This is a genomic window from Prevotella sp. E13-17 (assembly GCF_022024035.1).
Taxonomy (GTDB): Bacteria; Bacteroidota; Bacteroidia; order Bacteroidales; family Bacteroidaceae; genus Prevotella.
This window is the reverse complement of the sequence record NZ_CP091787.1, coordinates 800099-818831: the sequence shown is the minus strand read 5'-3', so window position 1 is coordinate 818831 and position 18733 is coordinate 800099. Positions and strand designations below refer to the sequence as shown.

Sequence of the window (18733 nt, the reverse complement as noted above, 5' to 3'; positions counted from 1 at the left end):
TGTTTCGGAATATTTTTCGTAACTTTGCACCCAAATAATACGTATTATGGGAAATTTAGTAGCGATTGTAGGACGTCCCAATGTGGGAAAGTCCACTTTGTTTAATAGACTGACTAACAGCCGACAAGCTATCGTGAGCGACGAAGCCGGCACTACACGTGACCGCCAGTACGGCAAGTGCGAATGGTGCGGACGCGAGTTCTCGGTAGTAGATACGGGCGGTTGGGTAGTCAACAGCGATGACGTTTTTGAAGAAGAGATTCGCAAGCAGGTGCTGGTGGCCACCGAAGAGGCCGACCTGGTGCTGTTTCTTTGCGACATAAAGAACGGCGTGACAGACTGGGACATGGACGTGGCTCAGATCCTGCGCCGTGCCAAGCTGCCAGTGATACTGGTGGCCAACAAGGCTGACGATGGTAAGGACCTGTACGGACAATACGACTTCTACAAGTTGGGACTGGGCGATCCATACTGCATCAGCGCTGCCACGGGTAGTGGTACGGGCGACCTGCTGGACAAGGTGCTGGAGGCGCTGCCCGAGAAACAGAAGGACGAGGCAGAAGACGGCATTCCCCGCTTTGCGGTGGTTGGTCGTCCCAACGCTGGCAAGTCGAGCATCATCAATGCCTTTATCGGCGAAGACCGTCACATCGTGACCGACATTGCCGGTACGACACGTGACTCTATCTATACACGCTATGACAAGTTCGGTTTTGACTTCTATCTGGTGGACACCGCCGGTATCCGTCGTAAGAACAAGGTGTCGGAAGACTTGGAGTTCTATAGCGTGATGCGTTCTATCCGCGCTATTGAGAACAGCGATGTTTGTATCTTGATGCTTGATGCCACCCGCGGTATCGAAGCTCAGGACATGAACATCTTCCAGCTCATCCAGAAGAACAACAAGAGCTTGGTCGTGGTGGTCAACAAGTGGGACTTGGTAGAAGAGAAATCGCAGGTAGTCATAGACACCTTCGAACAGGCCATCCGCAAGCGCATGGCACCATTCGTTGACTTCCCCATTATCTTTGCATCGGCACTGACCAAGCAGCGCATCTTCAAGGTCTTGGAAACGGCTAAGGAGGTTTATCTGAACCGAAAGGTGAAGATTGGCACCTCGAAATTGAACGAGGTGATGCTGCCCATCGTGGAAGCAACACCCCCACCCTCAATCAAAGGTAAGTATATCAAGATTAAGTACGTATCGCAAGTGCCAGACACGCAGATACCTACATTTATCTTCTATGCCAACTTGCCTCAGTATATCAAAGAGCCCTACAAGCGTTTCTTGGAGAACAAGATTCGTGAGAACTGGACGCTGACAGGCTCGCCTATCAACGTGTTTGTACGACAGAAATAAGAGCTGATGAAGAGAACCATTCTTGCGATTGCGACACTGGTGCTGGTCTTTGCTGGTTGTGACAAAGAACCGACTCCCGAGGAGAAAGCCCAGCAGGCGGCGCTGGCCTACTACAACAGTCTGCTGGCAGGCGACTACGAAGCCTTCCTGAAAGGGCGTGTCAATGCAGACAGTCTGCCCGATAGCTATCGCGAAGGGCTGCTGAAAATCTATCAGCAATTCGTGGTCAGACAGCAGGAAGAGCACGGCGGTGTGGTCGGCATTGAGACCAACCGTGCCCTCGTGGACTCCACGCTCAATGTCATGCAGGTATTCATAAACCTCAACTTTGCCGACTCTACCATGGAAGAGATTGTTGTTCCAATGATAGAGAGCGAAGGAGGGTGGAAGATGAAATAAGAATATTTTTTAGCAATAAAGGATAATGATACAATCAATGACGGGCTACGGCAAGGCAGTCGTAGCATTCAAAGACAAGAAAATCACTGCCGAAATAAAATCGCTCAACTCCAAGCAATTGGACCTGAGCACACGCATCGCCCCACTCTATCGCGAAAAGGAGATGGAGATACGTCAGATGATTGCCACTTCGGTTGAACGCGGAAAGGTGGACTTCGCACTGTGGATTGAGAAAAATACCGGTGTTGATGCCACCCCTATCAACACTGCACTGGTAGAAAACTACTACCATCAACTGAAAGACGTGGCAGAGAAGGTTGGCATACCAGAACCAGCTGACTGGCTCTACACGCTGACACGCATGCCAGACGTGCTGACCAAGACCGAGCAAGAAGAACTCAGCGACGAGGAATGGGTGGCCGCACGTCAAGCCGTAGAAAGTGCTATTGAAGCACTGGTTGACTTCCGCAAACAGGAGGGTGCCGCACTCGAGAAGAAGTTCACCGAGAAGGTGGATAACATTGAGCGTCTGTTGGCAGAGATCGAGCCTTACGAGAAGAGCCGCGTAGAGAAGATTCGTCAGCGCATTGTAGAGGGTCTGCAGCAGATTCCTGGTGTGGAGTACGACAAGAACCGGTTGGAGCAGGAGCTCATCTATTACATTGAGAAGTTGGACATCAGCGAGGAGAAACAGCGTCTGACAAACCATCTGAAATACTTCCGCGAGACGATGGCTAACGATCACGGCCAGGGAAAGAAACTGGGATTCATCGCTCAGGAGATGGGACGCGAAATCAACACCACAGGATCGAAGTCGAACCAGGCCGAGATGCAGAACATCGTGGTGCAGATGAAAGACGAGCTGGAGCAGATTAAGGAACAGGTGCTGAATGCGCTGTAAAACCTCCCCCGACCCCTCCCAAGGAGGGGGGGGGCCTAACGGGCACCGGTAGAAGGGATACCATCATTAGATAATGAAGTATGAATGATCTTGTTGATTCACAACATAGAGAAGAGGACATCAATACGCTAGGTGCTCCTCTCCCTGAGAAGGAGCGAGGGAGGTTCCGATACGAGACGACAGATGGTTCTACCTATAAACTACTGCTGAGAAATGCCAAAAGTAATCGTCGGTATATGACTCCCGCAGAGTCGGCGTTATGGGAATATCTCAGACACAAGAATCTAGGCGTGCGATTCAGACGGCAACATCCAATTTATGGTTATATTCCAGATTTTGTTTGTTTAGAGAAACAACTTGTTGTCGAGGTTGATGGAGGCTATCATTATATTGGTGACCATCCCATGAACGATAAAGAACGCACGAGATACCTAAACCAATATGGTTTTGAGGTGATACGCTTCACTAATGAGGAGGTTATTTGTAACATAGAAAAGGTAATAGATACCATAAAACAGGCAATAAACAATCAATGAACAATAAAACAACAACATCAGGAAATCCGCAAGGCGCTCCCCTCCTTGGGAGGGGTCGGGGGAGGTTAGTCATCTTCAGTGCCCCCTCCGGCAGCGGCAAATCAACCATCGTGCAGTGGCTGATGAAGGAGCATCCTGAGCTGAAATTGTATTTTTCAATCTCTTGCACCTCGCGTGCACCTCGTGGCACTGAGCAGAATGGTGTGGAATACTTCTTCCTGACACCCGAGGAGTTTAAGGCGAAGATTCAGAACGATGAGTTTCTGGAGTATGAAGAGGTTTATCAAGATCGCTTCTACGGCACCTTGAAGCAGCAGGTGGAGCGCCAACGCGAGGCCGGACAGAACGTGGTGTTCGACGTTGACGTGAAAGGTGGCATCAACATCAAGAAGTTCTATGGCGAAGAGGCACTCAGCCTGTTCATTCAGCCACCCTCGGTAGAGGAACTGCGCCGCCGCTTGGAAGGTCGTGCCACAGATACACCCGAGGCTATTGCCGAACGACTGGCAAAGGCTGAATACGAAATGACGTTTGCGCCCCAGTTTGACCATATCATCGTGAACGACGACCTGGAAAAAGCCAAGCAGGAGACACTGGAAATCATAGCAAGATTCCTAAACGCGCCCGAGCTCATCTAAGAGGAGGGAGTGTAAACAGAATCAGGGGCTTGAGGAAATGGAAAGCGAAAGTCACACATACCCGCAAGGCACTCCCCTCCTTGGGAGGGGCCGGGGGAGGTCCATCGGTCTCCTCGGCGGTTCGTTCAACCCTATACACATAGGCCATATCTCGTTGGCAAAGCAACTGCTGAAAATAGCTGGACTTGACGAGATATGGTTTATGGTTTCTCCGCAGAACCCACTGAAGGACCGTGGCACTCTGCTGGATGAAAAGCTACGCTTTGAGCTGACCAAAGCTGCCCTTCAGGATGAGGAAGGGCTCAAGGCCTGCGACTATGAGTTCCACCTGCCCAGGCCTTCATACACATGGAACACACTGCAACAACTCAGTAAGGACTTCCCAGAGCACACCTTTATATTATTAATAGGGGGCGACAACTGGCAGAACTTCCATCGCTGGTACAGAGCCGATGACATTCTTAACAACCATCAGATAGTGGTCTATCCCCGACGCGGCTGCGAGATTGACACAGCTTCGCTGCCAGCCAACGTGAGCGTAGCCAATACAGAGTTGCTCGACATCTCGAGCACCGAAATACGCGGACGAGTAAAACGAAACGAGTCTATAGAAACTTACGTACCAAAGGTTATCGAACCCTTGGTACGCAAGCTTTACAGGTAGTCAATCTTGATAATACCGCTATCGGCAATTTTCTGGAGGTCTGGCAACAAATAGACAGTCTGCCGTTCATCATCGCTGACAATATTGAAAGGCAAATCACGAAAGACCTCAGACAACGGACCATTCTTCTTAGTTCTGATGAGTGTGGCTTTCAAGCGCTCGACACCGCGGATTGCCAACGGTTCTTTCAGTGACGTGATGATAGCATTCTCTACTTTTTTCTTTGCCACACGACACGACACTACGAAATCAGTGATGCTCCCTTCGCTGCCCTCTATCTGTAATGACAGAAAGGAAATAATGCCATAGTCACCAAACTTGTCTTTGCAGCCGAAAGCAAAAGCAACCACATCATTCCGTTTCAACAACTGCTGAAACTCATCTTCTGTATACCGATTGGTTGTCAAGTTCAGCTGATTACTCCTTGACACTAGCTCAAAACAGCGTTGCTGATTCTGTGGGCCTACAGCATAGACCTCCAATGTCATTCCAAGATTTCTTAAATAGGCTTCATAATTGTCTGAGAAGCTTTCCGCAAATTGCTTCCGCGACACTTCTTGCATATAGGAAAGTCTGCGCTTTTTGCTCAATTCGCTGACGGGCACGTTGAATTCGTCGCGTTTCAACAACTGTTGCAGATTCTTTTCGTCGAAAACTCGCACCATGGGGAGCGCTGTTTTTACCTCTTCACGCTCTCTGACGTTATCGTCGATAAAAGCAAAAGAACTGATGCCTAAGTTCAACCGCTTGGCAATCTCCTTGATATTGAGGCTTTTCTGCCCCCAGTTGATAGCAGGACACAGGAAATACTCGTCGATGCCCAGTTCCTTGAGTTTGTCGAATGCCGGCTGATAGTCGTTCTTGCTGGCTATCGAATTCAAGATGCCACGCTGGTCGAGCTGTCTGACAACGCTAAGGGCCTCGTCGTTGAGCACGACATTGCTGTCATTTACCAACGTGCCTTTCCAGAGCGTATTATCCAAATCCCATACAACGACCTTTATTTTTTCTGCAGGTTTCTCCTCCTCAGCTGACTTCTGCGTCTTCAACCTGAACAGGTCCAGCCATGTGAAAACAATGGTGGTGTCGGTCTCTTCGTTCATCGGGGTGATGAATATGCGTGTTTCGGGCACATTGAATTCAATGGATGATGTATCAACAGAAAGTTGGTTATCGCCTTTCTTCAGAGTAAACATTTGCGAGAAAAGGACTTTCTCGGGCTGGTCAATCTGTACCATTAGCTGCACCTGCTCCTTATCTCTCAGCTCACAGTCCATGTAAAGCAGGTCAAACTTTTCGTTCTTCACGCAACAGGTGGTGAGCCAATGATTTTTGTAGCGGTTAAACCGGGAATAGGGGGCATAGCTTGGCAGTAGTCCTCTCATGGCATGTGCCACAGTGAACACCATCTTCGACAAGCATTCATTGAGTTTGTCTGCCCTCCTGTAAACAATATCGCGAACGGGATGAGAGGCATACATAGCTTCGAGCTTAGCCCATTTTCTGAAAGTGCAGACAGCCGCATAAGGTAGAGAACCGGTCGATTCATAGCTTTTGCGGATGCCTCCTTGCATTCTGACGCAACGGTTGTCCTTACGCCGCTGGTAGTTTACACAGTGATGATAACAGTAAGGGGGACTACACTCTACGCAATGTTCCTCCCACATGAGCAGACAGCGGCTTTCATAATCGAAAGGCAGTTTGTGGGGTTTAGGCGTAATCCCTTTTTTAGGTTTATCTGTTGCAAATACGGTTTCAAACATGTTGAAATTCCTTCCTAAAGTGTTTCAAAAGAATATCCTTTTATTGTGCAATGCTCCAATATTGCAGGCAGCAACAGCCTTGTCCTCTGTTCGTGCTCTTTCGAGAAATGGAAGAGGACGATACCTTGCCCCTTGGCTGTATGAGCATCGATATCGGCCAGTATGCTGGTTAACTCAACGTCAGGACGCACGTCGCCTGACTCGACATCCCAAAGCACTATTCGCTTTTTCCTCAGGAGAAACATTTCCCAGAAGTTAAGAATACCCCATGGGGGTCTGAACAGGATTGTGCTAGTGGACAATATCTCATCACATTTTCTCACGTCGTCAGCATAGTGTCGCGGTTCTGTTTCCGGGCCATACAGGTGGGAGTAGGTATGATTGCCAACGGCATGCCCCTCAGCCATCAGTCTGTCGTAAAGAGCAGGATGGGCCGCCACATTACAGCCACAGCAGAAAAAGGTGGCTTTTGCTTGATGAAGAGCCAGCTGTTCAAGAACGAATTCGGTGATGCCAGGCTCCGGACCGTCATCGAAGGTCAAGAAGACTGTCTTCGTCCCGGTATTGACGGGATGGTATGCAAGGAAGCTCTTGACGATGCCGAAGTACATATCGGTCTTGAAGTGCTTGAAAGAATCCAGTCGCATGAATTATTGCATTGTGTTAATCAAATTTCGAGTGGCCCATCCAAATGCCTATGCGGTTGCCTACAGCCGACGTAATGCGTCTGAAGTTGCCCTTCTTCAAGTTGAGCCACAGTTCTTCTAAGGAGCGTCCCATCTTCACCCAAGGATGTCCCCACCCCATCGTGCGGAAGGCCCGCTGCTTGTACTCCACATTCTCTATCACGTATTTCGGGTGCCGCAAAGGGAAGGTCAACTCATGATGGTTCATGGTGAAAATACGTCGAAGACCATGAGGAATGGTGTCGTTACTACCGGAATAATGTGTTCCTTCATCGGTAGCACCGGCATTAGAAATCATATTAACCCGTGGGATGATGCTCATTCCAGAGTTAAAGAACATAGAAGCATGGAAGAGTGTTTCATAATAAGCCTTTCCCAATGAGCGGTGATAGCGGCAGAACTTCACAAAGTCTTTCTGATACTTACGTTCCTTAATAAGTGCCTCCAGCTGGTGCATATTGAATGTATCGTCCAGAAAAGCATATTGCTCATCATCCCACTGATCTACGACACGTCGCCATGTGGCCCACCCGTTGATACTGAACGTAGTGGTGAAGAAGTAATCATAAGGCATATTAGGAGTTATCTCATCATAGTTCATACCTGTGATAACACTGATACGCAAGTCTTTCTCATAGCGATCAAGCATCTCCTTGCAGAAAGGAAAGAACGACAACGAAGGACAATCGTCATCCTCGAACTTGATACATTTGTCGTAGAGAGAGAAGGCCCACTTCACCGACAAATAGTTGGAAGGGTCGCATCCGCGATTCACCTCGCTATAGTTACGATGAACAGTGCATGTCCAGTCAATCTCTGCGTCGGCCACTATCTCCCGACACTGCATCATCTTCTCCATATCAGCCTGGCTACGCGGACCGTCTTGATACAGCAATAGCTTTGAAGGTCTTGCCTTCTTGATCTGTGCAAACAGGCGCCTGAGCATATCTGGCCTATTGAAAAACAATACCAGTACCGCAACGTCAGTCTTGGCTGAATAATACTTCATGATATTTGCGTTAACACTTCGTAAGTGCAAAAGTACAAATAATATTTTGAACTTCAAACAAAATATTGTACTTTTGCACGTCAAATCTCATCAATAAAGATATCGGGAACCTCCATATGACCACATCGTTTAGAGATAAACTGACCATACTCTGCCAATACGCAGAAGAATACTGGCTAGAACATTGGGGCTATCGATTGATGCCTGCTCGCCAGAAACGATTCATCAAGGAGCTGCAGAAGCGCCAAACCATCCGTGTGGCTTTCTTTGCCCTCGACATTGCCATGTGGAAATATCAGGGGCTATACCGCCAGTTGGAGTCCGACAGACGATTTGAACTGCACATCATCCTGTCGCCTACCATCAATCATGATCGGAGGCAGCAGCTAGACAACCTCCAGAAGATGCGTGCCTTCTTCACTGAGCAAGGGATGCCCTACCACGACTGGCGTCTGGAAGACAACGAGCCGCCATTGGATGTGCGACACGAAATCAACCCAGACATTGTGTTCTACCCCCAGCCTTATCATGGTGTGTTCCATCCCAAACATTGCTTCCTGCAGTTCACAGACCGTCTGATTGCTTATTATCCCTACTGCTATCTTCAAGCCTCAACGGCCTATAACTACGATGGTCCTTTCCAAAACATAGCATGGAAGCTGTTCTATTTCGACCGCTACAGCATGCAAGATGCCCAGCACTTTGCAAAGAACAAGGCACGCAACGTGGTCGTCACGGGGTATCCCAGTTCTGACATATTCATGCGTGACGAGCCCTCGACAGCATGGCACGACGAAGATCACAAGCGCAAACATCTGATTTGGGCACCTCACTTCTCTCTGGCCAACGAAGGAACATCGTTCTCACGTTCTAACTTTCTGAACCTTTGCGACTTTATGGTGCAGTTGGCCGAGCGCTATCAAGAGCAACTGCAGATAGCCTTCAAACCACATCCCAGCCTCTATCGCGAGTTGTGCAAGCATCCAGAATGGGGGCAAGAACGCACTGACGCATACTATCAGAAATGGGCTACGATGCCTAACACGCAGTTAGAGACCGGCGACTTCGTAGATCTCTTCCGCGGTTCAGACGCCATGGTTCACGACAGCGGTTCGTTTGTCATTGACTATATGTACTTCAACAAGCCTGTCATGTTTATCAGCAAAGACATCAACCTGATTAAAAGAGAGGTCAGTAAGCTGTGCCAAATGGCCTACGATCAGCATTACATCGGTAAAGATCAAAACGACATTCTGCAGTTCATAGAAGATGTTGTTCTGGCAGGCAACGACCCGAAACAAGCAGAACGTGCTAATTTTCTGCATAAGACATTGCTCCCTGACAACGGTAAGAGCGTGGCAGAAAACACCTATGAAGACATAGTCCGTTCTTTGGGGCTTCAATAGTCGTAGGATAGCGGCTCTACTTCCTCCTTTTAGTGGTCTTATTCTCTAGTCTAACGACTACCCGTAAGCAGGCGAAGCAAGGCTGGCGTAAATCTCTGCATCAGCCAATAGGCTCCTATACTGATAGCATAGATGACAACAGGGACCAAAAGATACTGTAGAAGTTGCAGTTCAAAGGGCAGTTGTCTTAAGATACCTTTTACAACAAAGAAAGCCAAAGGCAAGGAGAACTCGATGTGTAAGGCATAGACAAAGAAGCTACTCTCATTCAGAATCTTAGGAAAACGAAAGTTGGGACGAAGCTGTAGCACCTTGTGAGCAAGGCAGAAAGCGGTTGCCATGCCCGACAATGCATACAATGGCATCAGTTGGAAGCCCCAGAAATGTTCATAGCTTCCAACAGCCGTGAGGAACAACAACAATGAGACAGTCAGCAGATAGTTGAGCCTTCTCAGCACATTGCTCTCAATATACAAGTTTCGTTTGTTCATGCTCCAATAGCCACCCAACACGAAATAAAGACATTGCACACGCAATGTCATGTAGGGCCACACCCTGAAACATAGCAGCAGAAGAAGGAACAGCGCGCCATACTTCCCCGTACGCTTCAAGAACCAATAGAAGAGAGGAGAAAGCAGAACCACCAATATCAAATCTCGCACATACCAAAAGGTGCCTAAAACAGGTCCATTGATGAGCAATGGCATACCAAACAGATTTGGATACTCGGCCAAATGCGATGTGTAATCCCAAAAGATGTGTCCCCAAGGGATGCTGTTCCAATAGTCAATTGCCTTTGTTGGAGCGCTGGTTCCGCTAAGCCCCTCACCATAGAATACGAGCATAGTAAGAGGAATGCACAGAAGATTCCACAAGACGAAAGGCACCATCAACGTATGGAAACGACTCCTCAGCTTGCGTTTGTAGGTGCTGAAATCGAATTTCTCCAACTGATAGAAAAACAGATAACCAGAAATAAAAAAGAATGTAGGCACAGCAATTTGTGCTACGCCATCACTCAGAAATACTTTCGTCAAGCTGCACACATCCGTCATTGTGAGATGTAACCAATCAGAGACGTGCGTCACTTCGCCTCGCGAGTGTATCACTACGACCAGGAAAGTCAATGGAAAACGGAGAAATGAAATAATCTTAGAGTTCATGATGTGTCTCTTTTCTTCTTAACTTCTGTAACAGGAACTGCTGGCACTCGTCCAGTATCTTCACCTTGGCCATGCGCATCACGGCATAATATAGTAATGCAGCTATCAGAATGCGACTCGACAGCAGCAAATAATAGTTCTCAAATGCACACGTCAGCACATAGGTAAGGCCCATGACGCCTAATGCCGAAAGGGCAAAAGGAGCTATGTCGGCAAAGAATGACAGCCATCGATAGCCCGTCAGTCTCTTCAAGAAGAAGAACCAGATGGGCACCCACAACAGGTTGACTGCCACAAAAAGGCAGACCATCGCTCTTAGGCCGTAGGGCCACAGCATATAGAGAAGAGCCAACTGCGACAATCCCAACAGACAGGTGTTCACCATATAGATGCGGCTGCTGTCTCGTGCTACGATAGCATCCTGCATCAGCGTGACAAGCGGAACAAAAGCACAACTCAGACAGAGGTATGGCAATAGCTGAGAAGACTGTTCCCACTTCTCGCCAATGGTCAACATAATAAACTCATGAGAAACCAATCCGAAACCGAATAAGACAGGAAAAGAGATAAAGGCCGTGAAACGCATCATCTTGCGAAGTACGCGCAACTGCCGTTCACGCTCATCCTGCAACCCTGCCAACACTGGCACATCGACTTGTTTCAGCATGCCTTGCAACAGCAACATGCTCATCGAACTCCACTTGTAGGCCTGACTATAATCGCCCGTTTCCTCTTTAGTGAAATAGCGTCCCAACAATATACTCATCATATTGGCGTTCACCTGAACGAGTATTGCCGAGAACATGATATTCACACTAAACGGGAACATGCGCTTCACGGGCCCGAAGTCGATGTGCATACTTGGACGCCATGGGCTGTAATACCACAAAAGCAAGGTGTTGAAGAGTATCAATGTCAGGCTCTGCGTTGCCAACGACCAATAGGAGCAACGACAATAGGCCATCACAACACCTATGACACACGATGCCAATGTGGCTATCGTCGTGCTTTTGGCCACCTCCTTAATCTTCAGGTTTTTCGTCAGATAGGCCGACTGAGCCATTCCCCAACCAGAGAAGACGAAGCCCAAAAAGACATAGCGGCAGAGCGTCACCAACTCAGGTTTATGGTAGAAATCTGCAATAAAGGGAGCCGAAAAAAAGAGGACTATATAGAGTATGAGTCCTGCAATGACGTTGAACCAGAAAACAGAGTTATAATCGTTGTGCTGGGGATTCTTGCTCTTTAGCAGAGCTGTCTTGAATCCGCTGGCCTGCAATTCTGTTGCTATCACCGAGAAAATGGCAATCATGGCAATCATACCATAATCACCACGATCCAGCTTTCGGGCAAGGATGATGCCGAACACCAATGCCAACACCTGCTGAACGCCATTGCTCAGCCCACCCCAAAAGAGGCCCTTTGCCGTTTTATCCTTTAACGTCTCGGTCATTTACCTATTCTGACACATACTCATTCCCCAGGCATTTATCTTATCCATAATGGGTGTCGGCACACCCTGATCCTTTGCCAGCTTGCAAATAAGAGACAAGCCATAGGGGAAATCCTCAATAAAATAGCGACTCTGAAGATCGGGCACAAAGCCTCCCTCCACCTCAATCATTGGAGAGAGCACCTTTGCCAGCGAAGGAATGCTTCTGATTTTGTATGTCATTGATTGAGCATCGACAGACTCATAGTGCTCGAGCAGGGGTTTGATTGCGCCCTTTCTGACATTCAAAGCAGAAAGAAGTTGGAAAAACTCCTGATCCATTGCGATGATGGTTTCAGAGGCTTCATCGGTCCATTCCTTATAAAAATAGGTCTGACGCTCCATTGGTTGTCCATCCCAGTCTCTCCACATGGTGTACAATCGTCCTGTGTGAAGGATTGGATTACTGTTGGTCAGCGCCGCCTCCATATAGCTTTGCAAGAGACTGACGGGTGTTCCAAAGAGCTGTTCGAATAGCAATTGAAGTTTTGTGCAGCTATCACTGTCTATATGCGAGGTGGCCATAAACACCTCTTTACGATAACCCCAGATATACGATTTCTTGCCATAGTCAGCGATTCTGGCCACAAAAGGAACCCTTTGGAATCCAAACAACGGTGTTTCTTTTCCAAGAACATCAAAAGCATCAAAGAAGAAACCCGTGCTGCACACCACGGATCCCAGCAAGACACGTGGAGAGAGGAAAGGCTTGAGCCTGAGTAATTCGCTGGTGATGGCATACCCCGGCAAACAAAGGAGCACGATATCAGCATCACACACCGCCTGACAGACATCATCTGTCACCATCGACAACGGAGAAGAGAAAACGCCGCCACAGTCATCTTCGACAACAATGGTATGGCTCCACAAATCGGGTTTGCGAGTCAGCAGCCTTACCGAAGCTTTACCTTCGAGTACAGCTGCTGCTCGTCCCGCTATGGAATGTCCAAGGTTACCACCTCCGCAGATACATATAGTCATCTGCTTGCCCTTAGCCTCAGCACTCATCTCTCAACTATTTATCCCACCTGACTACCAGGTTTCACATCCTTTGTTGTGGTTACCACGCTCAGACTCTCGTCGGCATCGACGGCCGAGAGAATCATACCCTGGCTCTCGATGCCCATCATGGTGCGAGGAGCGAAGTTGGCCACGAAGAGAATACGCTTGCCAATGAGCTCTTCCGGATTCTCATAGAAAGCGGCAATGCCAGAGCAGATGGTGCGATCGGTGCCTGAACCATCGTCGATGGTGAACTGAAGTAGCTTCTTTGACTTCTTCACCTTCTGACAATCCTTCACCAAACCCACACGGATGTCGAGCTTTTCAAAATCCTCAAACGATACGGTATCCTTGATGGGAGCAGCCTTATAGGCAGCTGCCTGATTAGCTTTCTTGGTTGCCTCGAGCTTGTCGAGCTGCTTTTGGATGACCTCATCCTCAATCTTCTCGAACAGCAGAGCTGGCTCGCCCAACTGGTGTCCGGCCTCCAGGAGGTTGGTGCTGCCCAACTGCTCCCACTCGAAGCTGTCAATATTGAGCATCTCGCGCAGCTTCTTGCTGCTGAATGGCAGGAATGGCTCAAAAGCGATAGCCAGATTGGCGGTGAGCTGCAAGCAGATGTTCAGGATAGTCTCGCAGCGCTTGGGATCGGTCTTCCACACCTTCCAAGGCTCACACTCAGTGATGTAGCGGTTGCCAATACGGGCCAGGTTCATGGCTTCGAACTGGGCATCGCGGAACTTAAACTGCTCCAGCAGTGCCTCCACCTTGGCCTTCACGTCCTTAAACTCCTCGAGCGCCTGCTTGTCAACATCCTGCAGTTCGCCACAGGCAGGAACGACACCGTTCCAGTATTTCTTGGTGAGCTGAAGTGCACGGTTCACGAAGTTGCCATAGACAGCCACCAACTCGTTGTTGTTGCGATCCTGGAAGTCTTTCCAAGTGAAGTTATTATCCTTGGTCTCAGGCGCATTGGCAGTCAGCACATAGCGCAGCACATCCTGTTTGCCTGGCATATCCACCAGATACTCATGGAGCCATACGGCCCAGTTGCGTGAGGTAGAGATCTTGTCGTTCTCCAGATTCAGGAACTCGTTGGCAGGCACGTTGTCGGGCATGATATATTTGCCGTGGGCTTTCATCATCACGGGGAAGATGATACAGTGGAACACGATATTATCCTTACCGATGAAATGCACCAGACGCGTGTCCTCGTCCTGCCACCATTGTTCCCAGTTGCCCCATTTCTCGGGCTCACGCTCGCAGAGTTCCTTGGTGTTTGACACATAGCCAATAGGCGCATCAAACCACACATAGAGCACCTTTCCATCTGCTCCCTCCACGGGAACGGGGATACCCCAGTCCAGGTCGCGCGTCATGGCACGGGGCTGCAGGTCCATATCCAGCCAGCTCTTGCACTGACCATAGACGTTGGGTCGCCATTCTTTATGACCTTCCAGAATCCACTTTTTCAGCCAGTCCTGATACTCATTCAAGGGCAGATACCAGTTTTTAGTCTCCTTCAGGACCGGTGTCGAACCACTGATGGTTGACTTAGGATTGATCAGTTCTGTCGGCGAAAGGTCGCGTCCGCACTTCTCGCACTGATCGCCATAAGCACCTTCGTTGTGGCAATAGGGACATTCGCCCACCACATAGCGGTCTGCCAAGAACTGTTTAGCCTCCTCATCGTAGAGCTGAGCAGTCGTTTTCTCCACGAGTTTTCCCTCGTCATAGAGTTTCCTAAACCACTCGGCAGCAAATTTATGGTGCGTCTCGCTGGTGGTACGGCTATAGATATCGAACGATATGCCAAACTCCTCGAACGAGTCCTTAATCATCTTGTGATAGCGATCTACTACATCCTGAGGAGTGATGCCCTCCTTACGGGCACGTACTGTGATGGGCACACCGTGCTCATCACTACCTCCGATAAACAACACATCGCGCTTCTTCAAGCGAAGATAGCGCACATAGATATCGGCAGGCACATACACACCTGCCAAGTGACCGATATGCACGCCACCATTAGCATAAGGCAGCGCCGAAGTCACCGTCGTACGCTTATAATTTTTGTTTTCCATCTTTATTAAATACGTATTTATTCCTTATTTTGGCCACAAAGGTACAAAAAACCTCACAGATTTCAAAATATCTGTGGGATTTCTTGTATTATAATACAAATCCAAAGCTCATATATGGGAATACGGATTTTGTAACGGCATGTTCGCCGCCAAGGTTAAACGAAGGACCGACACCCATCCTAAACAGGAAAACGTGCGATGGCTGATAGCGATAGCCTATGTTGCCAAAGAGACACTCGCCCTTGCAAGGCAAAAGCAGTCTTTTCAATGGTCAATAGTCCTTGTTCTATGGGGCAAAAGCGGCGCTGTTGTATGCTCATTCAATAAGTATTGCACTGGACGCAGGGGCTAGAAATGCACTTTCCAGGGGCTGGAAATGCGAATTCCAGGGGCTGGACGCACTCATTCCAGGGGCTGGAAATACAGTTTCTAGACCCTGGAATCAAAGCAAAAGCTTAACTATTGGTAGATAAAAGTTCTTCTCTTAAACTGCAAAACGACCAGAATAGGCTGGCTATTCTGGTCAAATTAAAGCCTAACAAGCACTCTAAATGTAACGCAGAACATCGCTGAAATGCTCAATCTTCACCAATCGCTCGTGATCGATATCATCGAAATGTTCCAATTGCCACGTGACGTGAAAAGGAATGTGTATGCCCCAGGCGCCGATAGCCAGCGCCGGAGCGATGTCGCTCTTCAGAGAATTGCCGATCATGAGCAACTCAGAAGGATGGATATGCTGGTGTTCGCAAAGTGCCAAAAACTCTCGTTGTGTCTTGTCGGACGTGATCTCCACATCGTCAAAATATTTCAGCAGCCCTGAGCGTTTCAGTTTATTCTCCTGATCCTGCAACTCACCTTTGGTGAAACACACCAGTTTGTACGGACGTTCCTGCAGCACCTCGAGCGTTTCAGCGACCCCTTTCAGCGGTGTTGCAGGCAGATGCAGCAGCGACTTGCAATCCATGAGCAGACCATTCAGTTCGGCTATAGAGAGATGTGAGCCGCCAACCCTCATGGCCGTCTCCAGAATACTGATAGTGAAAGCCTTGCAACCATAGCCCATATCGGCCATATTGCCAGACTCCGTCTTGAAAAGTTCGCGCTTTGGATCATCGCAATAAGGCGCTATCAGACGGTATAGATGTTGCTCTACCTTGTCAAAATAGCCCTGACAGTCCCACAATGTATCGTCGGCATCAACAGCCACCACTTTTATCTCTTTGCCTTTCATTTCTTAAAGCTATGGTTTTCTGTGCCTAAAGTGCCGCTTTTCGTATCGAAAAGTGATACTTTACCCGCAGAAAAGTTATTTTTTACGCGTTGCAAAGTTACAGAATAAATATGAATTAGTCCTCGAAGCCAAGCAAAAAAAGCATTTTATCTTGGTCGTTATAAAAAAAATGTCTAAATTTGCAGTCATCAAATTATACAACTTAATAAGAATCATGGCAAACAAGAAACTTTTACTAGGCGACGAGGCCATCGCGCTTGGAGCCATCCATGCGGGTCTTTCCGGCGTATATGCGTATCCCGGTACGCCCTCGACAGAAATCACTGAGTTTATACAGAATAATCCATTAGCACAAGAGCGCGGCATTCACAGCCGCTGGAGCACCAACGAGAAGACAGCCATGGAGGCCGCATTGGGCATGTCGTTCATGGGCAAGCGAGCGCTGGTGTGCATGAAGCATGTCGGTCTGAACGTCTGTGCCGACCCTTTTGTCAACAGCGGCATGACGGGTGTCAACGGCGGTGTGATCGTTTTAGTGGCCGACGACCCCTCGATGCACTCATCGCAAGACGAGCAAGACTCTCGCTTCTATGGAAAGTTTGCCTTGATTCCCACCTTCGAGCCCTCTAACCAGCAGGAAGCCTACGACATGATGGCACATGCCTTTGAATACAGCGAGCAACAGAAGTTGCCTGTATTGATGCGTGTCACCACCCGCATGGCCCACTCTCGCGCCGTGGTCGAGGTGGCCAGCGAAGCTCGACAGGAAAACGAGATGAACTACGATGCCATCGCTTCCAACTGGGTATTGCTGCCTGCCAACGCCCGCAAGCGCAACGATGTGGTGACGGCTCAGCAAGCTACGCTCGAGGAAGATGCAGCCAATTCACCTTATAATATATATGTTGAAGGACAAGACCATTCGCTGGGCATCGTTGCCAGCGGCATCGGTTTCAACTATGTCAATGAGTGCTTCCCCGACGGAAGCCCCTACCCCATACTAAAAATCTCGCAGTACCCACTGCCCAAGAAGCTGGTGCGTCGCTTGATGGACGAGTGCAAAGAGGTACTGATTGTAGAGGAAGGGCAGCCATTCATTGAAGACATCGTGCGTGGCGTGGCCGACATGAAGAACGTTCACGGCAAGTTGGACGGCACACTGCCCCGCACCGGCGAGCTGACACCCGACATCGTCAAGAAGGCGCTGGGCATGGAGATTGGCGAATGCTTCGATCCATGTGCCGATGTAGCGCCACGCCCCCCTGCACTCTGTCAGGGTTGCGGTCATCGCGATGTCTATGCCGCCCTCAACGAGGTGCTGAAGGAATATGAGAATCCACGCGTCTTTGGCGACATTGGCTGCTACACACTGGGCTTCCTGCCCCCCTTCCGTGCCATCCACTCATGTGTGGATATGGGTGCATCAATCACCATGGCCAAGGGTGCAGCCGACGCAGGTCAGTGGCCTGCCGTAGCCATCATCGGCGACTCTACTTTCACACACAGTGGCATGACGGGACTGCTGGATGCCATCAACGAGAATGCCAACATCACCGTCATCATCTCAGACAACTTGACTACGGGTATGACCGGCGGACAAGACTCTGCCGGCACCAATAAGTTTGAGGCCATCTGCCGCGGTCTTGGTCTTTCCGACGAGCACCTGAAGGTGGTGGTTCCCCTGCCCAAGAACATGCCAGAGATTACGCAGATCATCCGCGACGAAATCAACTACAAGGGAACGAGCGTCATCATTCCCCGTCGCGAATGCATGCAAACTCTACAACGTCACTTGAAACAAAAGAAAGCACAGAAATGAAAACAGATATCATCCTTTGCGGCGTAGGCGGACAAGGCATCCTCTCTATCGCCACTATCATTGGCGAAGCCGCCATGAACGAGAACCTCTATATCAAACAGGCCGAGGTACACGGCATGAGTCAGCGCGGTGGCGACGTACAGTCAAACCTGCGCATCTCAAGCAATCCCATCCATAGCGACCTGATAGCCAAAGGCAGTGCCGACGTCATCATCTCGATGGAGCCCATGGAAGCGCTTCGCTATCTGCCCTTTCTGAAACAAGACGGATGGGTCATCACCTCTGCCACACCGTTTGTCAACATTCCAAACTATCCCGATATGGCCGTCATCGAAGGCGACCTTGCCAAGTTGCCACACGTCATCAGCCTCAACATCGAGCAGATGGCCAAGAACAATGGTGTGCCCCGCTCTGCCAACGTGATTCTGCTGGGCGCTGCCCAAAAGGCGCTGGGCATCGAATACGAGAAGTTGGAAGATGCCATCCGACGCGTCTTTGGTCGTAAGGGCGAAGCTATCGTCGAAGCCAACATCAAGGCTTTGGCACTGGGACGTGAGGCTCAGAAATAACAATATTA

Annotated in this window: 18 protein-coding genes; 9 read left to right on the top strand and 9 right to left on the bottom strand. The window is 49.1% G+C overall.

Features of this window, described 5'->3' with window-relative positions; genetic code table 11:
- Positions 1–46: 46 nt before the first annotated feature.
- From der to nadD, 6 genes are all read left to right on the top strand, one after another.
- Positions 47–1360, top strand: a complete 1314-nt coding sequence (gene der / locus L6472_RS02985) for a ribosome biogenesis GTPase Der (protein ID WP_237807060.1) — start codon at positions 47–49, stop codon at positions 1358–1360.
- Positions 1361–1366: 6 nt separating this feature from the next.
- Entirely contained in the window at positions 1367–1759 is a 393-nt protein-coding gene (locus L6472_RS02980; RefSeq protein ID WP_237807058.1) for a hypothetical protein, read from the top strand.
- 25 nt (positions 1760–1784) lie between these two features.
- Positions 1785–2660, top strand: a complete 876-nt coding sequence (locus L6472_RS02975) for a YicC/YloC family endoribonuclease (protein WP_237807056.1) — start codon at positions 1785–1787, stop codon at positions 2658–2660.
- 80 nt (positions 2661–2740) lie between these two features.
- Entirely contained in the window at positions 2741–3196 is a 456-nt protein-coding gene (locus L6472_RS13610; RefSeq protein ID WP_370640874.1) for an endonuclease domain-containing protein, read from the top strand.
- Entirely contained in the window at positions 3193–3834 is a 642-nt protein-coding gene (gene gmk, locus L6472_RS13605) for a guanylate kinase (protein ID WP_370640873.1), read from the top strand. The genes L6472_RS13610 and gmk overlap by 4 nt, the downstream gene beginning before the upstream one ends.
- Positions 3835–3871: 37 nt before the next feature.
- Positions 3872–4498 (top strand): nicotinate (nicotinamide) nucleotide adenylyltransferase, encoded by a 627-nt coding sequence (gene nadD, locus L6472_RS02965; RefSeq protein WP_237807053.1) that lies wholly within the window; start codon positions 3872–3874, stop codon positions 4496–4498.
- On the opposite strand, the gene L6472_RS02960 is transcribed toward nadD, so the two are convergent.
- The 3 genes from L6472_RS02960 to L6472_RS02950 are packed head-to-tail and all read right to left on the bottom strand — an operon-like array spanning position 4489 to position 7956.
- Positions 4489–6261 (bottom strand): HAD family hydrolase, encoded by a 1773-nt coding sequence (locus L6472_RS02960; RefSeq protein WP_237807051.1) that lies wholly within the window; start codon positions 6259–6261, stop codon positions 4489–4491. The genes nadD and L6472_RS02960 overlap by 10 nt on opposite strands.
- Before the next feature lie 14 nt (positions 6262–6275).
- Positions 6276–6908: a polysaccharide deacetylase family protein gene (locus L6472_RS02955; protein ID WP_237807049.1), complete on the bottom strand. Its 633-nt coding sequence runs from the start codon at positions 6906–6908 to the stop codon at positions 6276–6278.
- A 16-nt stretch (positions 6909–6924) separates the two neighbouring features.
- Positions 6925–7956, bottom strand: a complete 1032-nt coding sequence (locus tag L6472_RS02950) for a hemolysin activation protein (protein ID WP_237807047.1) — start codon at positions 7954–7956, stop codon at positions 6925–6927.
- Positions 7957–8072: 116 nt separating this feature from the next.
- On the opposite strand from L6472_RS02950, the gene L6472_RS02945 reads away from it, so the two are divergent.
- On the top strand, positions 8073–9362 hold the full coding sequence (locus tag L6472_RS02945) for a CDP-glycerol glycerophosphotransferase family protein (RefSeq protein WP_237807044.1): 1290 nt from the start codon (positions 8073–8075) through the stop codon (positions 9360–9362).
- A gap of 50 nt (positions 9363–9412) precedes the next feature.
- On the opposite strand, the gene L6472_RS02940 is transcribed toward L6472_RS02945, so the two are convergent.
- The 6 genes from L6472_RS02940 to L6472_RS02915 form a co-directional block, all read right to left on the bottom strand.
- Positions 9413–10525, bottom strand: coding sequence for an acyltransferase (locus tag L6472_RS02940; protein ID WP_237807042.1), 1113 nt, complete (start codon positions 10523–10525; stop codon positions 9413–9415).
- Positions 10515–11978, bottom strand: a complete 1464-nt coding sequence (locus L6472_RS02935) for a lipopolysaccharide biosynthesis protein (RefSeq protein ID WP_237807040.1) — start codon at positions 11976–11978, stop codon at positions 10515–10517. Before L6472_RS02935 ends, L6472_RS02940 begins: the two co-directional genes overlap by 11 nt.
- Entirely contained in the window at positions 11979–13025 is a 1047-nt protein-coding gene (locus tag L6472_RS02930; RefSeq protein WP_237807038.1) for an NAD/NADP-dependent octopine/nopaline dehydrogenase family protein, read from the bottom strand.
- Positions 13026–13036: 11 nt separating this feature from the next.
- The gene (gene metG, locus L6472_RS02925; RefSeq protein ID WP_237807036.1) at positions 13037–15103 is read right to left on the bottom strand and encodes a methionine--tRNA ligase; all 2067 of its coding nucleotides are present in this window, start codon (positions 15101–15103) and stop codon (positions 13037–13039) included.
- Positions 15104–15191: 88 nt separating this feature from the next.
- The gene (locus tag L6472_RS02920) at positions 15192–15371 is read right to left on the bottom strand and encodes a hypothetical protein (RefSeq protein WP_237807034.1); all 180 of its coding nucleotides are present in this window, start codon (positions 15369–15371) and stop codon (positions 15192–15194) included.
- 279 nt (positions 15372–15650) lie between these two features.
- Positions 15651–16337 carry an HAD family hydrolase gene (locus tag L6472_RS02915; RefSeq protein ID WP_237807032.1) on the bottom strand — a complete coding sequence of 229 codons (687 nt, stop codon included), beginning with the start codon at positions 16335–16337 and terminating at the stop codon, positions 15651–15653.
- Positions 16338–16551: 214 nt separating this feature from the next.
- On the opposite strand from L6472_RS02915, the gene L6472_RS02910 reads away from it, so the two are divergent.
- Positions 16552–18156 carry a thiamine pyrophosphate-dependent enzyme gene (locus L6472_RS02910; RefSeq protein ID WP_237807030.1) on the top strand — a complete coding sequence of 535 codons (1605 nt, stop codon included), beginning with the start codon at positions 16552–16554 and terminating at the stop codon, positions 18154–18156.
- A complete protein-coding gene (locus tag L6472_RS02905; protein WP_237807028.1) occupies positions 18153–18725 on the top strand; it encodes an indolepyruvate oxidoreductase subunit beta in 573 nt (190 codons plus the stop codon). Before L6472_RS02910 ends, L6472_RS02905 begins: the two co-directional genes overlap by 4 nt.
- Positions 18726–18733: the final 8 nt, after the last annotated feature.

What these genes read in the sequence shown, in the direction of transcription:
- der (WP_237807060.1), top strand. Translation starts at nt 47, where the DNA reads ATGGGAAATTTAGTAGCGATTGTAGGACGTCCCAATGTGGGAAAGTCC.
- L6472_RS02980 (WP_237807058.1), top strand. Translation starts at nt 1,367, where the DNA reads ATGAAGAGAACCATTCTTGCGATTGCGACACTGGTGCTGGTCTTTGCT.
- L6472_RS02975 (WP_237807056.1), top strand. Translation starts at nt 1,785, where the DNA reads ATGATACAATCAATGACGGGCTACGGCAAGGCAGTCGTAGCATTCAAA.
- L6472_RS13610 (WP_370640874.1), top strand. Translation starts at nt 2,741, where the DNA reads ATGAATGATCTTGTTGATTCACAACATAGAGAAGAGGACATCAATACG.
- gmk (WP_370640873.1), top strand. Translation starts at nt 3,193, where the DNA reads ATGAACAATAAAACAACAACATCAGGAAATCCGCAAGGCGCTCCCCTC.
- nadD (WP_237807053.1), top strand. Translation starts at nt 3,872, where the DNA reads ATGGAAAGCGAAAGTCACACATACCCGCAAGGCACTCCCCTCCTTGGG.
- L6472_RS02960 (WP_237807051.1), bottom strand. Translation starts at nt 6,261, where the DNA reads ATGTTTGAAACCGTATTTGCAACAGATAAACCTAAAAAAGGGATTACG.
- L6472_RS02955 (WP_237807049.1), bottom strand. Translation starts at nt 6,908, where the DNA reads ATGCGACTGGATTCTTTCAAGCACTTCAAGACCGATATGTACTTCGGC.
- L6472_RS02950 (WP_237807047.1), bottom strand. Translation starts at nt 7,956, where the DNA reads ATGAAGTATTATTCAGCCAAGACTGACGTTGCGGTACTGGTATTGTTT.
- L6472_RS02945 (WP_237807044.1), top strand. Translation starts at nt 8,073, where the DNA reads ATGACCACATCGTTTAGAGATAAACTGACCATACTCTGCCAATACGCA.
- L6472_RS02940 (WP_237807042.1), bottom strand. Translation starts at nt 10,525, where the DNA reads ATGAACTCTAAGATTATTTCATTTCTCCGTTTTCCATTGACTTTCCTG.
- L6472_RS02935 (WP_237807040.1), bottom strand. Translation starts at nt 11,978, where the DNA reads ATGACCGAGACGTTAAAGGATAAAACGGCAAAGGGCCTCTTTTGGGGT.
- L6472_RS02930 (WP_237807038.1), bottom strand. Translation starts at nt 13,025, where the DNA reads ATGAGTGCTGAGGCTAAGGGCAAGCAGATGACTATATGTATCTGCGGA.
- metG (WP_237807036.1), bottom strand. Translation starts at nt 15,103, where the DNA reads ATGGAAAACAAAAATTATAAGCGTACGACGGTGACTTCGGCGCTGCCT.
- L6472_RS02915 (WP_237807032.1), bottom strand. Translation starts at nt 16,337, where the DNA reads ATGAAAGGCAAAGAGATAAAAGTGGTGGCTGTTGATGCCGACGATACA.
- L6472_RS02910 (WP_237807030.1), top strand. Translation starts at nt 16,552, where the DNA reads ATGGCAAACAAGAAACTTTTACTAGGCGACGAGGCCATCGCGCTTGGA.
- L6472_RS02905 (WP_237807028.1), top strand. Translation starts at nt 18,153, where the DNA reads ATGAAAACAGATATCATCCTTTGCGGCGTAGGCGGACAAGGCATCCTC.